This is a genomic window from Treponema primitia ZAS-2 (assembly GCF_000214375.1).
Lineage (GTDB): Bacteria > Spirochaetota > Spirochaetia > Treponematales > Breznakiellaceae > Termitinema > Termitinema primitia.
In genome coordinates, this window is sequence record NC_015578.1 from 1,506,329 (window position 1) to 1,522,424 (window position 16,096).

General features: G+C 51.4%; 13 protein-coding genes and 1 tRNA gene. 9 read left to right on the forward strand and 5 right to left on the reverse strand.

The features are described from left to right. Positions 1-79 precede the first annotated feature (79 nt). Together rpsB and TREPR_RS06770 are read right to left on the reverse strand one after the other, a co-directional pair. A complete protein-coding gene (gene rpsB / locus TREPR_RS06765) occupies positions 80-970 on the reverse strand; it encodes a 30S ribosomal protein S2 (RefSeq protein ID WP_041611504.1) in 891 nt (296 codons plus the stop codon). A gap of 193 nt (positions 971-1,163) precedes the next feature. After that, complete coding sequence (locus TREPR_RS06770) at positions 1,164-1,751, reverse strand: Maf family protein (protein ID WP_015707557.1); 588 nt, start codon at positions 1,749-1,751, stop codon at positions 1,164-1,166. 89 nt (positions 1,752-1,840) lie between these two features. On the opposite strand from TREPR_RS06770, the gene TREPR_RS06775 reads away from it, so the two are divergent. After that, entirely contained in the window at positions 1,841-2,317 is a 477-nt protein-coding gene (locus TREPR_RS06775) for a thioesterase family protein (protein WP_015707558.1), read from the forward strand. A 2-nt stretch (positions 2,318-2,319) separates the two neighbouring features. On the opposite strand, the gene TREPR_RS06780 is transcribed toward TREPR_RS06775, so the two are convergent. Both TREPR_RS06780 and TREPR_RS06785 read right to left on the reverse strand, forming a co-directional pair. Continuing rightward, entirely contained in the window at positions 2,320-4,161 is a 1,842-nt protein-coding gene (locus tag TREPR_RS06780) for an ABC transporter ATP-binding protein (RefSeq protein WP_201765766.1), read from the reverse strand. Further along, positions 4,154-5,896, reverse strand: coding sequence for an ABC transporter ATP-binding protein (locus TREPR_RS06785; RefSeq protein ID WP_015707560.1), 1,743 nt, complete (start codon positions 5,894-5,896; stop codon positions 4,154-4,156). Before TREPR_RS06785 ends, TREPR_RS06780 begins: the two co-directional genes overlap by 8 nt. A gap of 150 nt (positions 5,897-6,046) precedes the next feature. Between TREPR_RS06785 and TREPR_RS06790 the strand changes: the two genes are divergently transcribed. From TREPR_RS06790 to TREPR_RS06805, 4 genes are all read left to right on the forward strand, one after another. Continuing rightward, a tRNA-Arg gene (locus TREPR_RS06790) sits at positions 6,047-6,120 on the forward strand. A gap of 335 nt (positions 6,121-6,455) precedes the next feature. Then, positions 6,456-6,962: a hypothetical protein gene (locus TREPR_RS06795; RefSeq protein WP_015707561.1), complete on the forward strand. Its 507-nt coding sequence runs from the start codon at positions 6,456-6,458 to the stop codon at positions 6,960-6,962. 12 nt (positions 6,963-6,974) lie between these two features. Next, complete coding sequence (locus TREPR_RS06800) at positions 6,975-8,339, forward strand: bacterial Ig-like domain-containing protein (protein ID WP_015707562.1); 1,365 nt, start codon at positions 6,975-6,977, stop codon at positions 8,337-8,339. A gap of 243 nt (positions 8,340-8,582) precedes the next feature. After that, entirely contained in the window at positions 8,583-10,607 is a 2,025-nt protein-coding gene (locus tag TREPR_RS06805) for a formylglycine-generating enzyme family protein (RefSeq protein WP_041611058.1), read from the forward strand. A gap of 9 nt (positions 10,608-10,616) precedes the next feature. Here the strand turns inward: TREPR_RS06805 and TREPR_RS06810 are convergent, their stop codons facing one another. Then, entirely contained in the window at positions 10,617-11,816 is a 1,200-nt protein-coding gene (locus TREPR_RS06810) for an NADP-dependent isocitrate dehydrogenase (RefSeq protein WP_015707564.1), read from the reverse strand. A 123-nt stretch (positions 11,817-11,939) separates the two neighbouring features. Here TREPR_RS06810 and TREPR_RS06815 point away from each other — a divergent pair, with 123 nt between their 5' ends. The 4 genes from TREPR_RS06815 (at position 11,940) to TREPR_RS06830 (ending at position 16,091) form a co-directional block, all read left to right on the forward strand. Next, complete coding sequence (locus tag TREPR_RS06815; protein ID WP_015707565.1) at positions 11,940-12,992, forward strand: aldose epimerase family protein; 1,053 nt, start codon at positions 11,940-11,942, stop codon at positions 12,990-12,992. 121 nt (positions 12,993-13,113) lie between these two features. Further along, a complete protein-coding gene (locus tag TREPR_RS06820; protein WP_015707566.1) occupies positions 13,114-13,728 on the forward strand; it encodes an ATP synthase subunit E in 615 nt (204 codons plus the stop codon). 3 nt (positions 13,729-13,731) lie between these two features. Next, positions 13,732-14,334: a DUF2764 family protein gene (locus tag TREPR_RS06825; RefSeq protein ID WP_015707567.1), complete on the forward strand. Its 603-nt coding sequence runs from the start codon at positions 13,732-13,734 to the stop codon at positions 14,332-14,334. Then, entirely contained in the window at positions 14,331-16,091 is a 1,761-nt protein-coding gene (locus tag TREPR_RS06830; protein WP_015707568.1) for a V-type ATP synthase subunit A, read from the forward strand. Before TREPR_RS06825 ends, TREPR_RS06830 begins: the two co-directional genes overlap by 4 nt. The last annotated feature ends 5 nt before the right edge of the window (positions 16,092-16,096 follow it).

The following is a 16,096-nucleotide window of genomic DNA, read 5'->3' on the forward strand; positions in this document are numbered from 1 at the left end:
TCCTCTGTATATACATATATTCAATGGAGTTTAGTCTTCGACTAAACTCCAAGAGAAGAATAAAAAACCTGAGGGTTTTTTATTCTTCTCCAAAAACCTTATCCACATCCACCGGCAGATCTTCTTCCACAGGCTCCGGTTCCACCGGGGTGGGCACAACCGCAGGGGCTTCACCGGAATAGGCTTCTATATCGACCTCCCGGTCCTCTTCTCTGATGGAGGCATCGGTCAGGACCTCTTCTGTTTCCTGGTCTTCATCCCCCAGGGTTTCAATGATCTTGAGCCCTGCTTCATTGTCCGCCTCCACCACCGCGTTTGCGACGATCTGGGTAAAGAGGGTGATCGCCCGGATGGCGTCGTCGTTCCCCGGGATGGGGTAGGTGATGCCCTCGGGGTTGCAGTTGGTGTCCACCACCGCCACGATGGGGATGCCCATACGTTCGGCTTCTGCCACAGCGATAGCTTCCTTGCGGGTGTCAATGATAAAGAGTATGCCCGGGGGATCCTTCATTTCCTTGATGCCCCCGAGGTTCTTCTGGAGTTTCGCCCGTTCTTTGCCCAGGGAGGCTATTTCTTTTTTGGTAAGATTTTCAAAGGTTCCGTCAACTTCCATTTTTTCCAGTTTCTTAAGACGGAGCAGGGATTTTTTGATGGTAACAAAGTTGGTGAGCATACCGCCGAGCCAGCGGTTGTTCACGTAGAACATCCCGCAACGTTCGGCCTCTTTCTGGATTGCCTGCTGGGCCTGCTTCTTGGTGCCCACAAAGAGCACAGTTTTCCCCGCCGCCACGGTTTTCCGTACCGCGTCATAGGCATCCTTAATGGCTTGGATAGTTTTCTGGAGATCGATGATATGGATCCCGTTCCGTTCCGCGAAGATGTATTTCTTCATCCGCGGATCCCAGCGCTTGACCTGGTGACCAAAATGGACTCCCGATTCAAGCAAATTCTTCATGGTGACTACCGCCACAGCTTCCTCCCGCATCAACATTTCCGGCATAAGACCTAGCTCCGGCGTTTATATCCGGGAGAAAGAGCCTTGGCGCCGGTGTGACGCCTTCCCTATATCTCACCGCCCGCTAGGGGGCGGTGGAAAATGGGCAGAAATCTCCGATTTCTGCCTTCAAGATTTTAACTTTGTTAAAATCTTGAATTAAAAAAGGTTAATCCCCGTAGGGATAGCCATTTTCCTTAAGCATGACATAAAATTCGTGCATTGGCAAGCCCACAATGCCGCTGTAGGATCCTTTTATACCGGTGACAAAGCACTCCGCCAAGCCCTGTATTTTATACGCCCCCGCGGCGCCCTGCCATTCCCCGGTATTGATGTACCATTCAATTTCTTCGTCCGAAAGGGGGGCAAAGCTCAGGGTACTCACCACGGAACGGCAATCCAGGGTTTTTTCCTTGCCGTTGTAGAGGGCCATGGCGGTGACAACCTCATGTTCCCGGCCCCGGAGCCGGTTCAGCATACGCCGGGCGTCCTCCCGGTCCGCCGGTTTTCCGTAAACATCACCGTCCACCGAAATAAGGGTATCCGCCCCAAAAATCCAGCCCGGAAGCCGGGCAGAGAGGAGTTCGATGATACGGTTGACCTTCTGTACCGCAAAATTCTCTGCTTGTTTCCTGGGCTCCAGGCCGCGTTCTGGAATTTCATCAATATGGGCAGGCATGATGCTGAAAGGAAGCCCTAAAAGTTTGAAATATTCCTGTCTTCGTAATGAGCCGGAGGCTAAAATTATCGGTTCCATAATCTCTTAATATACTATAATTATTCATAAAAAAGTGCATAAAATTCATATTTTTTTTCATATTGAGGCCTATTCCCGGAGGTCTTGAATTGATTTTTCTTCATATTATATGGCTAAAGGGGACGGGCCTTGGGTTAAAAGCTGTTTTATGGTATAGTTCCGCCATGGAATTGAATACGTTTTTATCCGCCGGCCTCCGGGCTGAAAAGACTGAACAGGTAACGGATCGCAATACCGCCAAGTCCTGGGGCAGCGGGGAGCTTCCGGTATATGCCACCCCGGCTATGATCGCCCTCATGGAAGGAGCCGCAGTTGCGGCGGTTCAGGACAAACTGCCTCCGGGCATTTCTACGGTGGGTACGGAGCTACAGATCAAGCACCTTGCTGCAAGCCCCCTAGGTATCGAGGTCCGGGCCTGGGCTGAGCTTATCGAAGTGGACGGCAGACGGCTCCGTTTTAAGGTAGAAGCTGCGGATGCCGCGGGAAAGATAGGCGAGGGCGTTCATGAACGGTTTGTCATCGAAAATGAACGGTTTTTGAAAAAAACATCGGAAAAAAAGCAATAGGATCAAACCGGCGTAGCTTGTAGCTGGGCGGTAAAAAATTCATGGTACTGCCCTTTTCGGGCCAGAAGCTCTTCATGGGTTCCCGACTCTGCCAGTCTGCCGTCCCGGAGCACCATGATGGTATCCGCATTCCGTATGGTGGACAGCCGGTGGGCAATGACGATGGATGTTTTTCCGGAAGCGATGGTTTCCATGGCCCGTTGAATGATCTGCTGGGTTTCGGTATCAATATTTGAGGTCGCTTCGTCCAGCACCAATACCGAAGGGTCAAAGGCCACCGCCCGGGCAAAAGAAATTAACTGGCGTTGTCCCGCAGAAAAAGTGCAGCCCCGTTCCCGGACTATTTCGTCATAAGATCCGGGCAGCGATTCAATAAACCGGTCGGCGCTTACGTACCGGGCCGCAGCTTTTATCCGATCATCATCGATAGCTTTATTATTAAGCCGGATGTTGAATTTGATATCCCCGGAAAATAGAAATACATCCTGTATAACCACTGCAATAGATTTGCGGAGACTGAGTATATTGTAGTCCCGGATATTTCTCCCATCCAGAAAAATGGCCCCCCGCTGTATATCATAGAAACGGGAGATCAGGCTTATCACGGTTGATTTGCCTGAACCTGTGGCCCCCACAAAAGCTACGGTCTGGCCTCTTTCGATGGTAAAGGAGACGTCTTTCAGAACCCAGTTTTCCCCTTCGTAGGCAAACCAGACATTGCGGAATTCAATACGGCCCTTCAGGGATGGAAGGTTGATCCCCGATTCGGCGTCCTCCAATTCTCCGGTATTTTCAAAAACCTCAAGAATCCGATCTGAGGAAACCAGGGCGGACTGAATCGAAGTAAACTGTTCCGCAAGCGCACTGACCGGTTCAAACAACTGTTTAATATAACTGATAAAGGCATATAGAACCCCGACTTTCAGGGCTCCGGAATTTACCCCGTTCACACTGCTTGCAATGGAGCTCCCCGCGCAGGCGACTAACAGGACCGAGATAGTAAGGTTGTTGATAACCTCCACCACAGGCTTGCTGAAACTGTTCAGTATAACTTCTCGCAGGCTGTACTTAACATATTCGCCGTCCAGTTTATCCAGCTCGCTGGCCTTTTCCTTTTCCCGGTGAAAAATCTGGACCAGTCGCATCCCGGAAATATTTTCCGCCAAAAAGCCGTTGATCCGGGCGATCATTCCCTTTACCTTGGTAAAATTTATCCGTGCCAGGTGCCGGTAAATCAGGGTAACTGTCACAATCAGGGGAATACAAATGAGGCTTACCAGGGCCAACATGACATCAAAGCGGAACATCAGGATGATGATGCCGCTTACCAGGATAAAATCCCGGAATACATTCACAAAGACATTAGAGAACAGATCGTTCAGGGCTTCTACATCATTGGTTAAACGGGTGAGCAGCCGTCCGGAGGAATTCCGGTCAAAGAAACCCATGGACATTCCCTGGATGTGGGAAAAAAGATCATTACGGATTCTGAACATGATCTTCTGCCCGATCAGGGTTACAAAATTGGTTTGCAGATACTGCATCACTGCCGCCAGGATTACTACCCCCAGGTAGCCGAAGGCTAGGATCGTCACCGCCCGGTCTTCCGCCCTGCCCTGGCTGATATATTCGTCAATTACCTGTTTGATGATCCAGGGTTTGGCCAGGGTCGCCGCATTCATAAGCAGTGCAATAAGCGCACAGCCTGCGAGGGGTAAAAGGTAGGGCGCAAAATAGGGTTTAAACCGCTTAAATCCCCCCTTTCGGCGCTTTATCTGGAATTCATCCTTGCCAAAGCGGTATTCCTTGGTCGGCCGTGAATCCCAGGGACTCATGCTACTCATGTTTGTTTCCCCCATTACCGGATTGGACTTCCCACAGGAAGGTATAGGTCCCCTTGTTCCGAATAAGATCCCGGTGGCTCCCCTGTTCAATGATACGGCCCCGATCCAGCAATATGATATGATCCGCTTTTTCAATAGTTGAGAGCCGGTGGGAAATCAATATGCCGGAACGTTTTTCCAGCAGGCGCCGGATGTTTTTTAAAATATCCTGTTCGGTCTTTGAATCCACCGCAGAAAGACTGTCGTCAAGGATAAGGATGGCCGGGTCCTTAATCAGAGCCCGGGCTATGGATACCCGCTGTTTTTGTCCGCCTGAAAGGGTAACCCCACGCTCACCTACAAGGGTATCAAAGCCATCGGGAAAAGAAATAATGTTATCGTAAATTTCAGAAAGACGGGCAGCTTCCTCTATTTCCTCCATTTTATAACTCTGGCTGAAAAATTCAATATTGTTTTTTATGGTGGTGGAAAAAAGAAAATTGTCCTGGGGAACATAGCCAATACTTTCCCTGAGCACATCCACCGGTATATCCTGGATGTTCTCCCCGTCGATAAGGATCTCTCCGGAGTCCGGGTCGTAGAGCCGCAGAATCAGGTTGGCAATGGTGGTCTTTCCGGACCCGGTAGCACCGGCGATGCCGAAGGTTTCCCCGCTCTTTATCTTAAAGGATATATCTTCCAGGGTAGGTCCCACCGCTCCCGGATACCGGAAGCTTACATGGCGGAATTCAATAGCCCCCAGCAGCTGAAAGGCATCCTGCTTTATCCGGTGCAGCCTATTGTCGGATATATTAAAAAGATCCTCCAGCCGGCTGTAGGAGGCGTTTCCCTTTTGAATAAGATCAATAATACGTCCCACGGTTGTTACCGGTGCCATCAGCGCCAAAAGGTATAAATTAAAGGCGATAAAATCTCCCACACTTATCTGCCCGGCCTGAATAAGCCGGCTTCCGTAGATGATAAAAAGAAGAAAACTAAAGCCGAAGCAGATTTGAATACCAGGCGTCAAAAGGGCGGAAATTTTGGTCAGCCTTATTTGGGCGGAAACCCGCTCCCCGCTCAGGCCGATGAAACGTTTTACTTCGTCTTTTTCCTGGGCAAATGATTTAATAATCCGTATCCCCGAAATGCTTTCCTGTATGCGATCTGCGATTGCCGCATAGGCTTCCTGGACATTCCGAAACCGCTGGCGGATCATCGGGGCAAGGATGAACATCAACAGGATTGCAAAAGGCACCGGAAGCACCGCCAGTATCGCCAGGCGCGGGTTTATCAGCCGGGACATAAAAAACACCGATAGTATTCCCGTGGTTATCCCGTCCAGGGATTGTATGAACCCCGGGCCAAAGGCCATCCTGATGGCCTGGACATCGTTAATCGCATGGGCAACCAGATCGCCGGTCTTATGTTCACTGTAAAACCCCAGAGGCAGGGTTTGCAGATGCCGGAAAAGGGCGCCCCGAAGGTACACCTCCACAGCCCGGCTGTTTCCTATCAAAAACCAGCGCCATACAAACTTCAGGGAAAAAACAATCAGCGCCAAGGACATTACCAGCAGAACCCGACGGAGTATCTCCTGCCGGGACAGGAACTGCGAAACCAGGGCATCGGTGATACCCCCAAGCATCCCGGGAATCCTCATGGCAATAGACGCGCACCCAAAGAGAATGAGAATTCCTGCGGTATAACTGAGGGCATGCCGCTTTATAAAGCCGGTGAGCAGATCCTTTAGCATTTTAGTCCTGTTTTATCGTCATGGGTCCTGGATGTCTTTGTTATACCATATGGAGCTGGGTTTGTCACGGCTGGTTCATTTAAAAAAGTAACTTTGCCGGGGTGCTTGACTTTTTTATCGGGATATGTAATGATTACGCCGTCATATAATGAGAGATTAGCTCATCTGGATAGAGCGTCAGCCTCCGGAGCTGAAGGTGGCACGTTCGAGTCGTGTATCTCTCAAAGCCGTAAGTCTTTGTAACATAAAGACTTACGGCTTTGAAAAAACCTAAAACCACCGGGAAACCGGTGCTTCAAGCTTATTTAATTCACCTAGAATCTTGTCCATGAAAAACCCGACCCGGGATAATTTTTCCTCTGATTTTTTGTTTTTCCCTATAATTTTACAGCTTTCAATACCCGTAAGGCTAAATGGCTGCTATTTTTTTATATACTTATTAAGACAGAGTAAAAAAACGATCGTGGTTTGTGCTGCCTGTCAGTAGCCAGCCGGTTTTATGGACAGAACAGCTCATTGTCTACCTAAAAGTGATAAAAAATATCTTTTGGGGGAGTGTATGAAAAAAATAATTTCGTTCTTAATAATTCTACTAGTTTTAACCGGATTGGCATCAGCACAAACCCTTTCTGCGGAAACGCCGGTTTCTGAAAAAAAAACACTGAAAGTAAGTATCTGGGCCGGGCTGGAATGGAATATGAATGCCCGTACCTTGTTCAGCCTTGGGGGAATCCTAGGTGCGAATTATGCCATTAAATCTTCTTTTGCAGCAGGAATTAAAAATGGTTTTAGTTATAACTTCAATGAAATTGTGGTTCTGGAACCGGAAGGTTTTTTCCGCTGGTATTTTTTGCAAGGCGAGGCCGGAAGTATCTTCCTCCAGGGTGACCTGGGGGCAAGTTTTATTTTTGCTGATTCCCGGCTGTATATGCTGCCCCTGGGCGGTATAAGCGGGGGTATCCGTATATATCTGAAGAATTCGGAAAACTTTTTTTTGGAACCCTATGGCCGTCTGGGCTACCCCTTTGTTTTCGGTATTGGTATTACCGGCGGGTATTCGTTTTAGGGAGGAAGAGTGATGAAGCAATTTTATTGGTTACTAATCAGTTTTGCCGCAGTTATAGTAAGCGGCTGTTCAAATCCTTTTTTCCCCAAAAAACCGGAAATCCCGCCCGAACCGAAGGCTGTGCTGGAATCCCTGCGCATAAGCCAGGAACCTAATAAAAGTTTTTATATCATCGGGGAAGATTTTGATCATCAGGGGCTGGAAGTAATCGGCCTTTATTCGGACAACACGGAAAAAATCGAACCCATAGACCGGGAAAACCTGAGCGGCTACGATGAAGAAACCCCGGGTCCCCAGGATATCACCGTCTCGGTGGAAGAAGAGACTGCGACCTTTACGGTAATAGTCTGCGATCTTGATCATATTGCGGTAAGCGCCACGCCCCAAAAACTCAATTACGCCAAGGGGGAAGCGCTGGATATAACGGGCCTGGAGATTATCGGCTATTACGCCTATGAGGACAGTCCGTTTTTATCACAGAATGAGCCGGTCTTCCCGGAAAATCTGAGCGGGTATAACATGGAAATACCGTCGCCACAATCCGTTACCGTTACTATCAAGGAAAAGACGGCTGGTTTTGCAATAAAAGTGTTTCCTCTGGAATGGCTGGAAATAACCGGTAAAGGGAAAGAGTATTACGTCCTGGGGGAAGAGCTTGATCTGGACAGCATGGAAGTAACGGGGCATTACGTGGATCCCAATGATCCTTATACAGAGGTTACCAGGATCGAAACCCTGGAGCCGGGCATGATAAGCGGCTATGATCCTGATGCAATGGGCAGCCAGACGGTCACCATAACCATAGACGGTAAAACAGAGGTGTTTACGATAAAAGTCTGGGAATTTATCGATCTTGTGATAAGCAGCCTGCCGCTGAAAAAGATCTATACCAAGGGCGATGAACTGGACCTTAAGGGGCTGGTGGTAATAGGGACCTATACCGATGACGGTAGTAACACGGTGGAACGGGAAGAAACCATCACCTTGGATAATATCATCGGCTACGATAAGGACCTGCAGGATGTCCAAATTATTACGGTGAAGGTACGGCATCTGGAGGTCAGCTTTACTATAACGGTGGAAGGCCAGGTACAGGTACTTATTTATCTTGACGCACCGCCGGGGGGAGTGCCGGAGCATATTACCCTTTCCAAAACCGGAGTTAACTTTCCTTCTGAAGTGGAATTGACCCTGTCCCTGGAATATGAGGAATACGGCTGGTTTATTAATAACAGCGATAGTGCTGCTTCCCTGAGCGAAACCTTTGTGCTCAATGCCCATGGCCTTCCCCTGAGCGATAATCTGCTCAGGATTGAGGTAAAAACCTTTGAAGGAATTTATTACGGCAAAGAGCTGGTCTTTACCATTGTGAAATAGGAGAAAAAAGCCATGAAAAAAACTGCAGGACAATTTTTTATTCGTGTTGAGGGGTTTAATACCCCGCCCTTTAGAGCGCTTAAAAAGGGTATTAAACCCCGAATACAACTACCTTATGAGAACAACATACCTCGTCCCTTTTGGGCGAGGTTGTTGATTCGTGGGGAGGGGGTTAAAAAGATTTTAACCCCTGAGTCCAATTCCTTAAGAGAACAACATACCTCGCGGCTTGCCGAGAGGTTGTTGATACCTGCCCTGGCTATTGCCTGGGGCCTTATCGCGGCTTGCACGCCGGCATTGAGCGCTCCTTCCCTAACCGGGGAAGAAGAAAGCGCCTGGGTCAGGGTCATCCTTGGGGACCGGGAGGAATCCCCGGGTGCCAGAACCGTGGTTCCCGCAGACCCGCTTTTTAGCTATACCCTGACCTTTACCAGCGACGACTACACGGAGGTAAAAAAGGAATGCACCGATACTGATATCCTTGTGAAGCTGGGAAAAGGGGACTGGGAACTCAAAGTGGAGGGGAAAAAAGCCGGCATTACGGTAGCGGAATCGGATACCATGCATCTCAGTATGCTCACCAAGGAGGCTGCCCCTAAGACCCTGCGGGTTGTGCTGCACCCGCTTACTACATTCACCCTGGCAGATGGAAGCTTCCGTTATGATATACAGTTTGACAGCGGCCTTACGATCACTGAAGCCGGCCTTACCCTGAGCCCCATAGACAGCGGGACGGCAACTGCTCCCATAGACCTGCTCCTCCAGGGAAGCGGGGATATCTCCCTGGCCCCGGGATACTACCGCCTCAGGGTTACCGCCCGCCAGAACCAGCAGGTCGCCGCCAGGGGGGACATTGTCCACATTTATTCAGATACCCAAACGGCAAAGGAGTATACTTTTACTGAGAATGATTTTGCGGAGAGCGTATTTCTTGCGGGCACGGCTAACTCCGCCGGCTATACCCCCCGGTGGGTGTATGTGTACCAGGGCGAGGACTGTACCAATCAACTTGCGGATGCGGAGGCTAGCGGGGGAAAATGGGAACTGTTTGTACCTTCGTCCTATGGCAAGGTCTACATTAAGACGGAACTGGAAAAGGAGGGAGCCATCTTTTTCAGTAAACCTGAGCTCTATCCTGCGGATGGCAGCAGTATTCCTGCGGGAGGGGATGCCCATGTTTCTTTGGCGGTCAACCGGTATGATATCACAAAAAACGCCATGCCCTACGGGAACATCAGTATGCTTTCCGCCGCCTTTGAAAACGAGCAGGTATCGATCACCGTAAACCCCAACAACGTGTACCACCTGCGCCCGGACAGTTTGCGCTATACCCCGGAAGGGGCGGCGGCGGTAGTCATCCCCTGGACCGCCAATCCCGCAAGCTTCGCCATGCCCGCCAGGACCGTGGCAATGGATGCGGTATTTGACAGCGATATTGCCCTGCTCCATGTTCCTTCCCAGGGTATCACCTTCCCCACCGGGGATTCAGACACCGGCCGCAATACCCTGGGTTATAATTTTAGCCTGGGAGAGACGGAAGTTACCTACGAACTCTGGTACCGGGTGCGGATGTGGGCAAAAGATCATGGGTATATCTTTGACAATCCCGGAACGGTACAAGGTACGGACTATGCCCCGGGCATAACTCCCGCTTCCCTGGGAAACCGTCGTTTACAGCCTATAACCAAGGTAAACTGGTATGATGCGCTGGTATGGTGCAATGCCATGACCGAGTGGTATAACGCCGAAACCGGCAGTTCCTTTGAGCCCGTATATGTGAGGGGAAACAATGTTGTACGCAATAGTACGGTAAATACTACGACCCTTGGCATAAAGCCCGGCGCTAAGGGCTTCCGTTTACCCAGCATCGTAGAATGGGAATTTGCCGCCCGGTGGCAGGGAGAAGAACGCGACTTTACCGCAGCTATAGGCATCAGTTCCAACGGTACCCAGTATTACTTTACCCCCGGGAATTATGCCAGCGGGGCAATGAACCCTGTCACTAATAACAATGAGACCAGCCGGGTGGCAGTGTTCTCCGGAACGGCAGCCCTGACCATAAAACAAAGGGCGCCGAATCAACTGGGTTTCTATGATATGAGCGGAAATGTCCAGGAATGGTGTATTGAAACAGCCATTTCACACTGGGAAATCCGGGGTGGATCTTTCGAGGATGACCTAAGTGCTATGGCCCTGGGAAGGAGCATCAGTTATGGGCCTTTGCGGGCGGATAGAGACACCGGCTTCCGGGTGGCTCAAACGGAGTAGGGGCGGCGCCTAGAGCCGTGCCGCTACGGCGTCGATAAATTCCCAGGAGTCCAGGGGCCGGGGGGGAGCGGGAACTGCCAGGCGGGCCAGGTCGGCGGTCATCTCCCCCGCTTCTATGGCAGCGAGGGCGGCCTTTTCCAGGTTACGCGCAAAGGCTGCCAGATCGGGCAGGCTGTCCAGTTCAGCCCGCTTTGCCAGGGCGCCGGTCCAGGCGAAGATCAGAGCCACAGGGTTGGTGCTGGTCTTTTCCCCTTTTTGCCAGCGGTAGTAATGCTGCTGCACCGTGCCGTGGGCCGCTTCGTATTCCACCGCCCCGCTGGGAGACACCAGGACACTGGTCATCATGGCCAGGCTTCCTGCAGCGCTGGCGACCATGTCGCTCATCACATCACCGTCGTAGTTTTTGCAGGCCCAGAGAAAGCCCCCGTCCCCTTTCACCGTCCGGGCCACCGCATCGTCGATGAGGGTGTAGAAGTATTGGACCCCTGCGGCGGCGCATTTTTCTTTAAATTCGGTTTCGTATATTTCAGCGAACAATTCCTTGAAGCGGCCGTCATAGGTTTTGGAAATAGTATCCTTGGTAGCGAACCAGACCGGGAGTTTTTCTCCAATGGCGTAGAGGAAGCAGGAACGGGCGAAACTTCTGATTGAGTCGTCCAGGTTGTGCATACCTTGTGCTATGCCTGAGCTCTTCATGTCTGCAACCAGGACCCGCTGTTCCGCGCCATTCGCACCGGTATACACCAGCTCCACTTTCCCCGGGCCGGGGATGCGCATTTCTGCGGCTTTGTATATGTCCCCGTAGGCGTGGCGGCCTATGACTATAGGTTTGGTCCAACTTGCGATGCTTGGTTTGATGCAGGAAACTGAGATAGGCTTGCGGAAAACCGTGCCGTCCAGGATCGCCCGGATGGTGGCATTGGGGCTGGGGTAGAGTGCCTGAAGCTTGTATTCAGTTTGCCGGGCGGCATTGGCGGTGATGGTGGCGCATTTGACCCCCACCCCCAGTCGCTGGATGGCCCGGGCCGATTCGGCGCTCACCGAATCCGCGGTGGCGTCCCGGTTTGCCAGACCCAGGTCGTAGTATTCGGTTTTCAGGTCCACCCGGGGGAGGATCAGCTTTTCCTTTACTAGGGCCCAGAGTACCCGGGTCATCTCATCCCCGTCGATTTCTACGATGGGGTTTTTCATACTTATCCGTCTAGCCATTGTTTTCTTCCTCGGTTTTACTATAGTATAAAAATGCGAATTATATCAATTGTTGGGCCTTATGGCAGAGCTTGAAGTAATGCCCCTAGGCGCATACAATACGAAAAAAATATGGGGGTACCCTTGAAAATAACTGAAAAAACCTTTGGAATCCTTTCTACCGGAAAAAAAGCGACCCTTTTTACCCTGAAAGCAGGGGAATTAACCCTGTCACTTTCCAGTTTTGGGGCAATTTGGACATCCCTTTTAGTACCCTCCGGAAAAGAGGGAACCGCGGACATACTTTTGGGGTATTCCACCCTGGACGGCTATACCCATAATAAGCCCCATATAGGGGCCACCATCGGCCGTTTCGGGAACCGTATCCGGGACGGGCGTTTCGCCCTTAACGGGAAAACCTATACTCTGCCGAAAAACGATGGGGAACACTGCCTCCATGGGGGCCTGCGGGGTTTTGATAAGCTGCTCTGGAAAGGGGAGGCTTATAAGGAAAGGGACGGGGTTTTTGTCCGTTTTGAGCTGAGAAGCCCCGACGGGGATCAGGGCTTCCCCGGGAACCTCAAGGCGGTGGTGAGCTATGGCATTACCAAATCCCATGAAATTATCGCCGACTACCGGGCAAAAGTTGACACCCCCTGCCCGATCAACTTAACCAACCATGCTTATTTTAACCTTGCCGGGGAGGGCAGCGGGGATATTCTGGATCATGAACTTGAATTGTACGCCTCTTCCTACCTGGCGGTGGATTCTTCTCTAATCCCTACCGGGGAACTTACACCAACTGCCGGGAGCCCCTTTGATTTTAGCTCCCGCAAACCCATTGGCCGGGATTTTCAGGGTACCTTGGGGAAAAACGGGTCATCAGGCCCGGGCTATGACCACTGTTTTGTGGTGGACGGGGAGAATGGGAAGCTGCGCCCCTGTGCGGATGTGCTGGAGCCCCGGTCCGGCCGGTCCATGCGGGTCTTTACTACTCAGCCGGGAGTCCAGTTTTACACGGGGAACTTTCTGGACGACCTGCCCGGGAAGGCCGGGTCCGTGTATACCAGGCATTCCGGGTTCTGCCTGGAAACCCAGTACCTGCCGGATTCACCAAACAGGGGGGAATTCCCCAGTTGTATCTTCGGGCCCCAGCGGGAATATCACGAAAAAGCGATATTTTCATTAAATTGGTAAATATTTATGTAATGGTATTGCATATTTCATTTTCACCGGATACAATTTGTTTGTTAGTGGAAGATTATTTTCAAATGGAACCACGACTTGAATTTAAATATATATTATAGAAGAGGAGATTATGGAAATACAACTTCAAGAGCTTATTGATAAAATTAAGAAAGACGGGATTACCAGCGCCTCTGAGGAAGCTTCCAAGCTGAAGTCCCAGGCGGAAGCCGATGCGGGGCGCATTACCGAAAGTGCCCGGAAAGAAGCGGCGGAGATAGTCTCCAAGGCTAAGGCCGATGCGGAACGGCTTGAAAAAGCCGGTACAGCCGCCCTTGAGCAGGCTTCCCGGAACCTGGTCCTTGCCTTTAAGGGAGAAATTGATGCCCTTTTAAGCAAGATTGTCGCCGCCAAGACAGGCAGCTCCTATGGTGACGATACCCTGAAGGCCATACTTCCGGAATTGGTAAAAAGCTGGGCCTCCAAGGGGAGCGATTCCCTGGACCTCATCCTCAGTGAGGATAACCTCACTAAACTCCGGGGCTATTTCAACGAACAGCTCGCCTCTGAAATCAGCAAGGGGGTGGAGTTAAAATCGGACCGTAATCTGGGCGCCGGTTTCCGTATTGCCAGCAAGGACGGGGCCGCTTATTACGACTTTTCCGCCGAATCCGTGGCGGAACTCCTGTCAGCCTACCTTAATCCCCGGCTTTCGGAGATTCTCAAGTCTTCGGCAAAAGGAAATTAAACGGTGGGCTCCTATTATTACTTAGCAGCCCAGCTTCCTAATCTCGTCTATGGCCAGAGTGCGCCCATAAACTTTGGTTATTTCGAAGAATTAGCCGAAAAATTTCTGGATGCTACGGATAAGGCCTTTTTTGATATGATTAGCCTGGCTCCGGATAGCTTGGGGCCTGAGGGTGATGGAACGCCTTCCTACGCTGAGCTTCCCCGCTCCACGGGCTGCGAATTTATTGACAAATGGCGGGAATGGGAACGGGCGCTAAGGCTTAACCTGGCTCGGTACCGCTCCCAGCGGCTCAAACGGGACAATGTAGTCTCGGTGGAGCCCCCCCTGCTCCCGGTGGAAGCTTCGGCAGCTGCCGCAAGAGCGGTTGCGGTGTCGGATTCACCCTTGGAAGCTGAAGAAATCCTGGACAAGGCCCGTTGGGACCTTATCGGGTCTATACAAGGATTGGATAGTTTTAGCCAGGACATCATCTTTGCCTATAAGCTCAAGCTGCTCATCCTGGAACGCCGTTTGTCCTTTAAAACGGAAGAAGGATTCAAAGAATACAAATCACTCTACGCTGCCATTCTGGATAGCGCACAGTCCGTGGGAGAAGCTAAATGATCGGAACAAAAGGTACAGTAGTCGCCGTTAATGGCAATATGGTGAGCGTCCGCTTTGACGGCGCCGTTTCCATGAACGAAGTGGGCTTTGTCAAACTTGGAGACAAGAAGCTTAAAAGCGAGGTCATCCGTATCAGGGGTGATATTTCCCAGCTCCAGGTTTTCGAAGTCACCAAGGGTATCTCCGTAGGGGATTCAGTGGAATACTCCGGGGACATGTTGGCGGTGGAAGTCGGCCCCGGCCTTTTAGGCCAGGTATACGACGGCCTCCAGAACCCCCTGCCCAAGTTGGCGGCGGTGGCGGGTAACTTCCTGGAACGGGGGGTCTACCTGGATCCCCTTTCAGTGGATATTTCCTGGGCATTTACCCCGGTCGCCAAGGTTGGTGATACGGTGGAACGGGCGGATACCCTGGGTACCGTACCGGAAGGGGCCTTTACCCACCGGATCATGGTGCCTTTTAACCTCTATGGAACCTATACGATAGCTTCTATTAAAGGAGCCGGTTCCTATACGATCCGGGATACCATTGCAGAACTCAAGGATGAAAAGGGCAATACTATCCCGGTCACCATGAGCTTCCGCTGGCCTGTCAAACGGCCCATTGACTGCTTTGTTGAACGGTACAAGCCCACGGAACCCATGGTTACCCGTGTCCGGCTCATTGACACCTTCTTCCCCGTAGCCCGGGGCGGCACCTACTGTATCCCCGGCCCCTTCGGGGCGGGCAAGACCGTGCTGCAGCAGATCACCAGTCGTTACGCTGATATCGACATTGTAATCCTTGCAGCCTGTGGGGAACGGGCCGGTGAAGTTGTGGAAACCCTCAAGGAATTCCCCGAACTGACTGACCCCAAAACCGGTAAATCCCTGATGGAACGGACCATCATCATTTGTAATACTTCTTCCATGCCCGTAGCTTCCCGTGAAGCTTCCGTTTACACCGCGGTGACCTTGGCTGAATACTATAGGCAGATGGGGCTTAACGTCCTGCTCTTGGCAGACTCTACCAGCCGCTGGGCCCAGGCTATGCGCGAAATGTCCGGCCGCCTGGAAGAAATCCCCGGTGAGGAAGCTTTCCCCGCCTACCTGGAATCCACCATCGCCAGCTTCTACGAACGGGCCGGCACGGTGCGGCTTCGGGACGGTTCCATCGGATCGGTCACCATCGGCGGCACGGTCAGTCCCGCAGGCGGTAACTTTGAAGAGCCCGTTACCCAGGCAACCCTCAAGGTGGTCGGCGCCTTCCACGGCCTTTCCCGTGAACGTTCCGATGCCCGTAAGTTCCCCGCCATTCACCCCCTGGATTCCTGGTCCAAGTACAAGGGCATCATCGCCGCTGAAAAAGTCGGCTATGCCCACGGATTTATGCGCCGGGGCAGTGAAGTTGAGCAGATGATGAAGGTCGTCGGCGAAGAAGGCACCAGTATTGAAGACTACGTGATCTACCTCAAGGGCGATTTGATTGACTCGGTATATTTCCAGCAGAACTCCTTTGATGCGGTGGACGCGGCGGTCAGCCCGGATCGGCAGAAGCATATTTTTGCAATACTGCTCCACATCCTGGCGTCCCAGTTCACGTTTCCGGATAAAAACGAAGCCCGCAGCTGGTTCAACCGGCTCAGGCAGAAATTCCTGGACTTCAACGGTTCGGAATGGCAGAGTGAACGTTTCGTTTCCCTGCAAAAAGAAATTGAATCCACCGTGTCTGCCCAATCCACTGGTCTGGATAAGGCGGCAGAAAAAGTACTTGCATAAAAACC

What these genes read in the sequence shown, in the direction of transcription:
- TREPR_RS06820 (WP_015707566.1), top strand. Translation starts at nt 13,114, where the DNA reads ATGGAAATACAACTTCAAGAGCTTATTGATAAAATTAAGAAAGACGGG.
- TREPR_RS06770 (WP_015707557.1), bottom strand. Translation starts at nt 1,751, where the DNA reads ATGGAACCGATAATTTTAGCCTCCGGCTCATTACGAAGACAGGAATAT.
- TREPR_RS06795 (WP_015707561.1), top strand. Translation starts at nt 6,456, where the DNA reads ATGAAAAAAATAATTTCGTTCTTAATAATTCTACTAGTTTTAACCGGA.
- TREPR_RS06780 (WP_201765766.1), bottom strand. Translation starts at nt 4,161, where the DNA reads ATGAGTAGCATGAGTCCCTGGGATTCACGGCCGACCAAGGAATACCGC.
- TREPR_RS06830 (WP_015707568.1), top strand. Translation starts at nt 14,331, where the DNA reads ATGATCGGAACAAAAGGTACAGTAGTCGCCGTTAATGGCAATATGGTG.
- TREPR_RS06800 (WP_015707562.1), top strand. Translation starts at nt 6,975, where the DNA reads ATGAAGCAATTTTATTGGTTACTAATCAGTTTTGCCGCAGTTATAGTA.
- TREPR_RS06785 (WP_015707560.1), bottom strand. Translation starts at nt 5,896, where the DNA reads ATGCTAAAGGATCTGCTCACCGGCTTTATAAAGCGGCATGCCCTCAGT.
- TREPR_RS06810 (WP_015707564.1), bottom strand. Translation starts at nt 11,816, where the DNA reads ATGGCTAGACGGATAAGTATGAAAAACCCCATCGTAGAAATCGACGGG.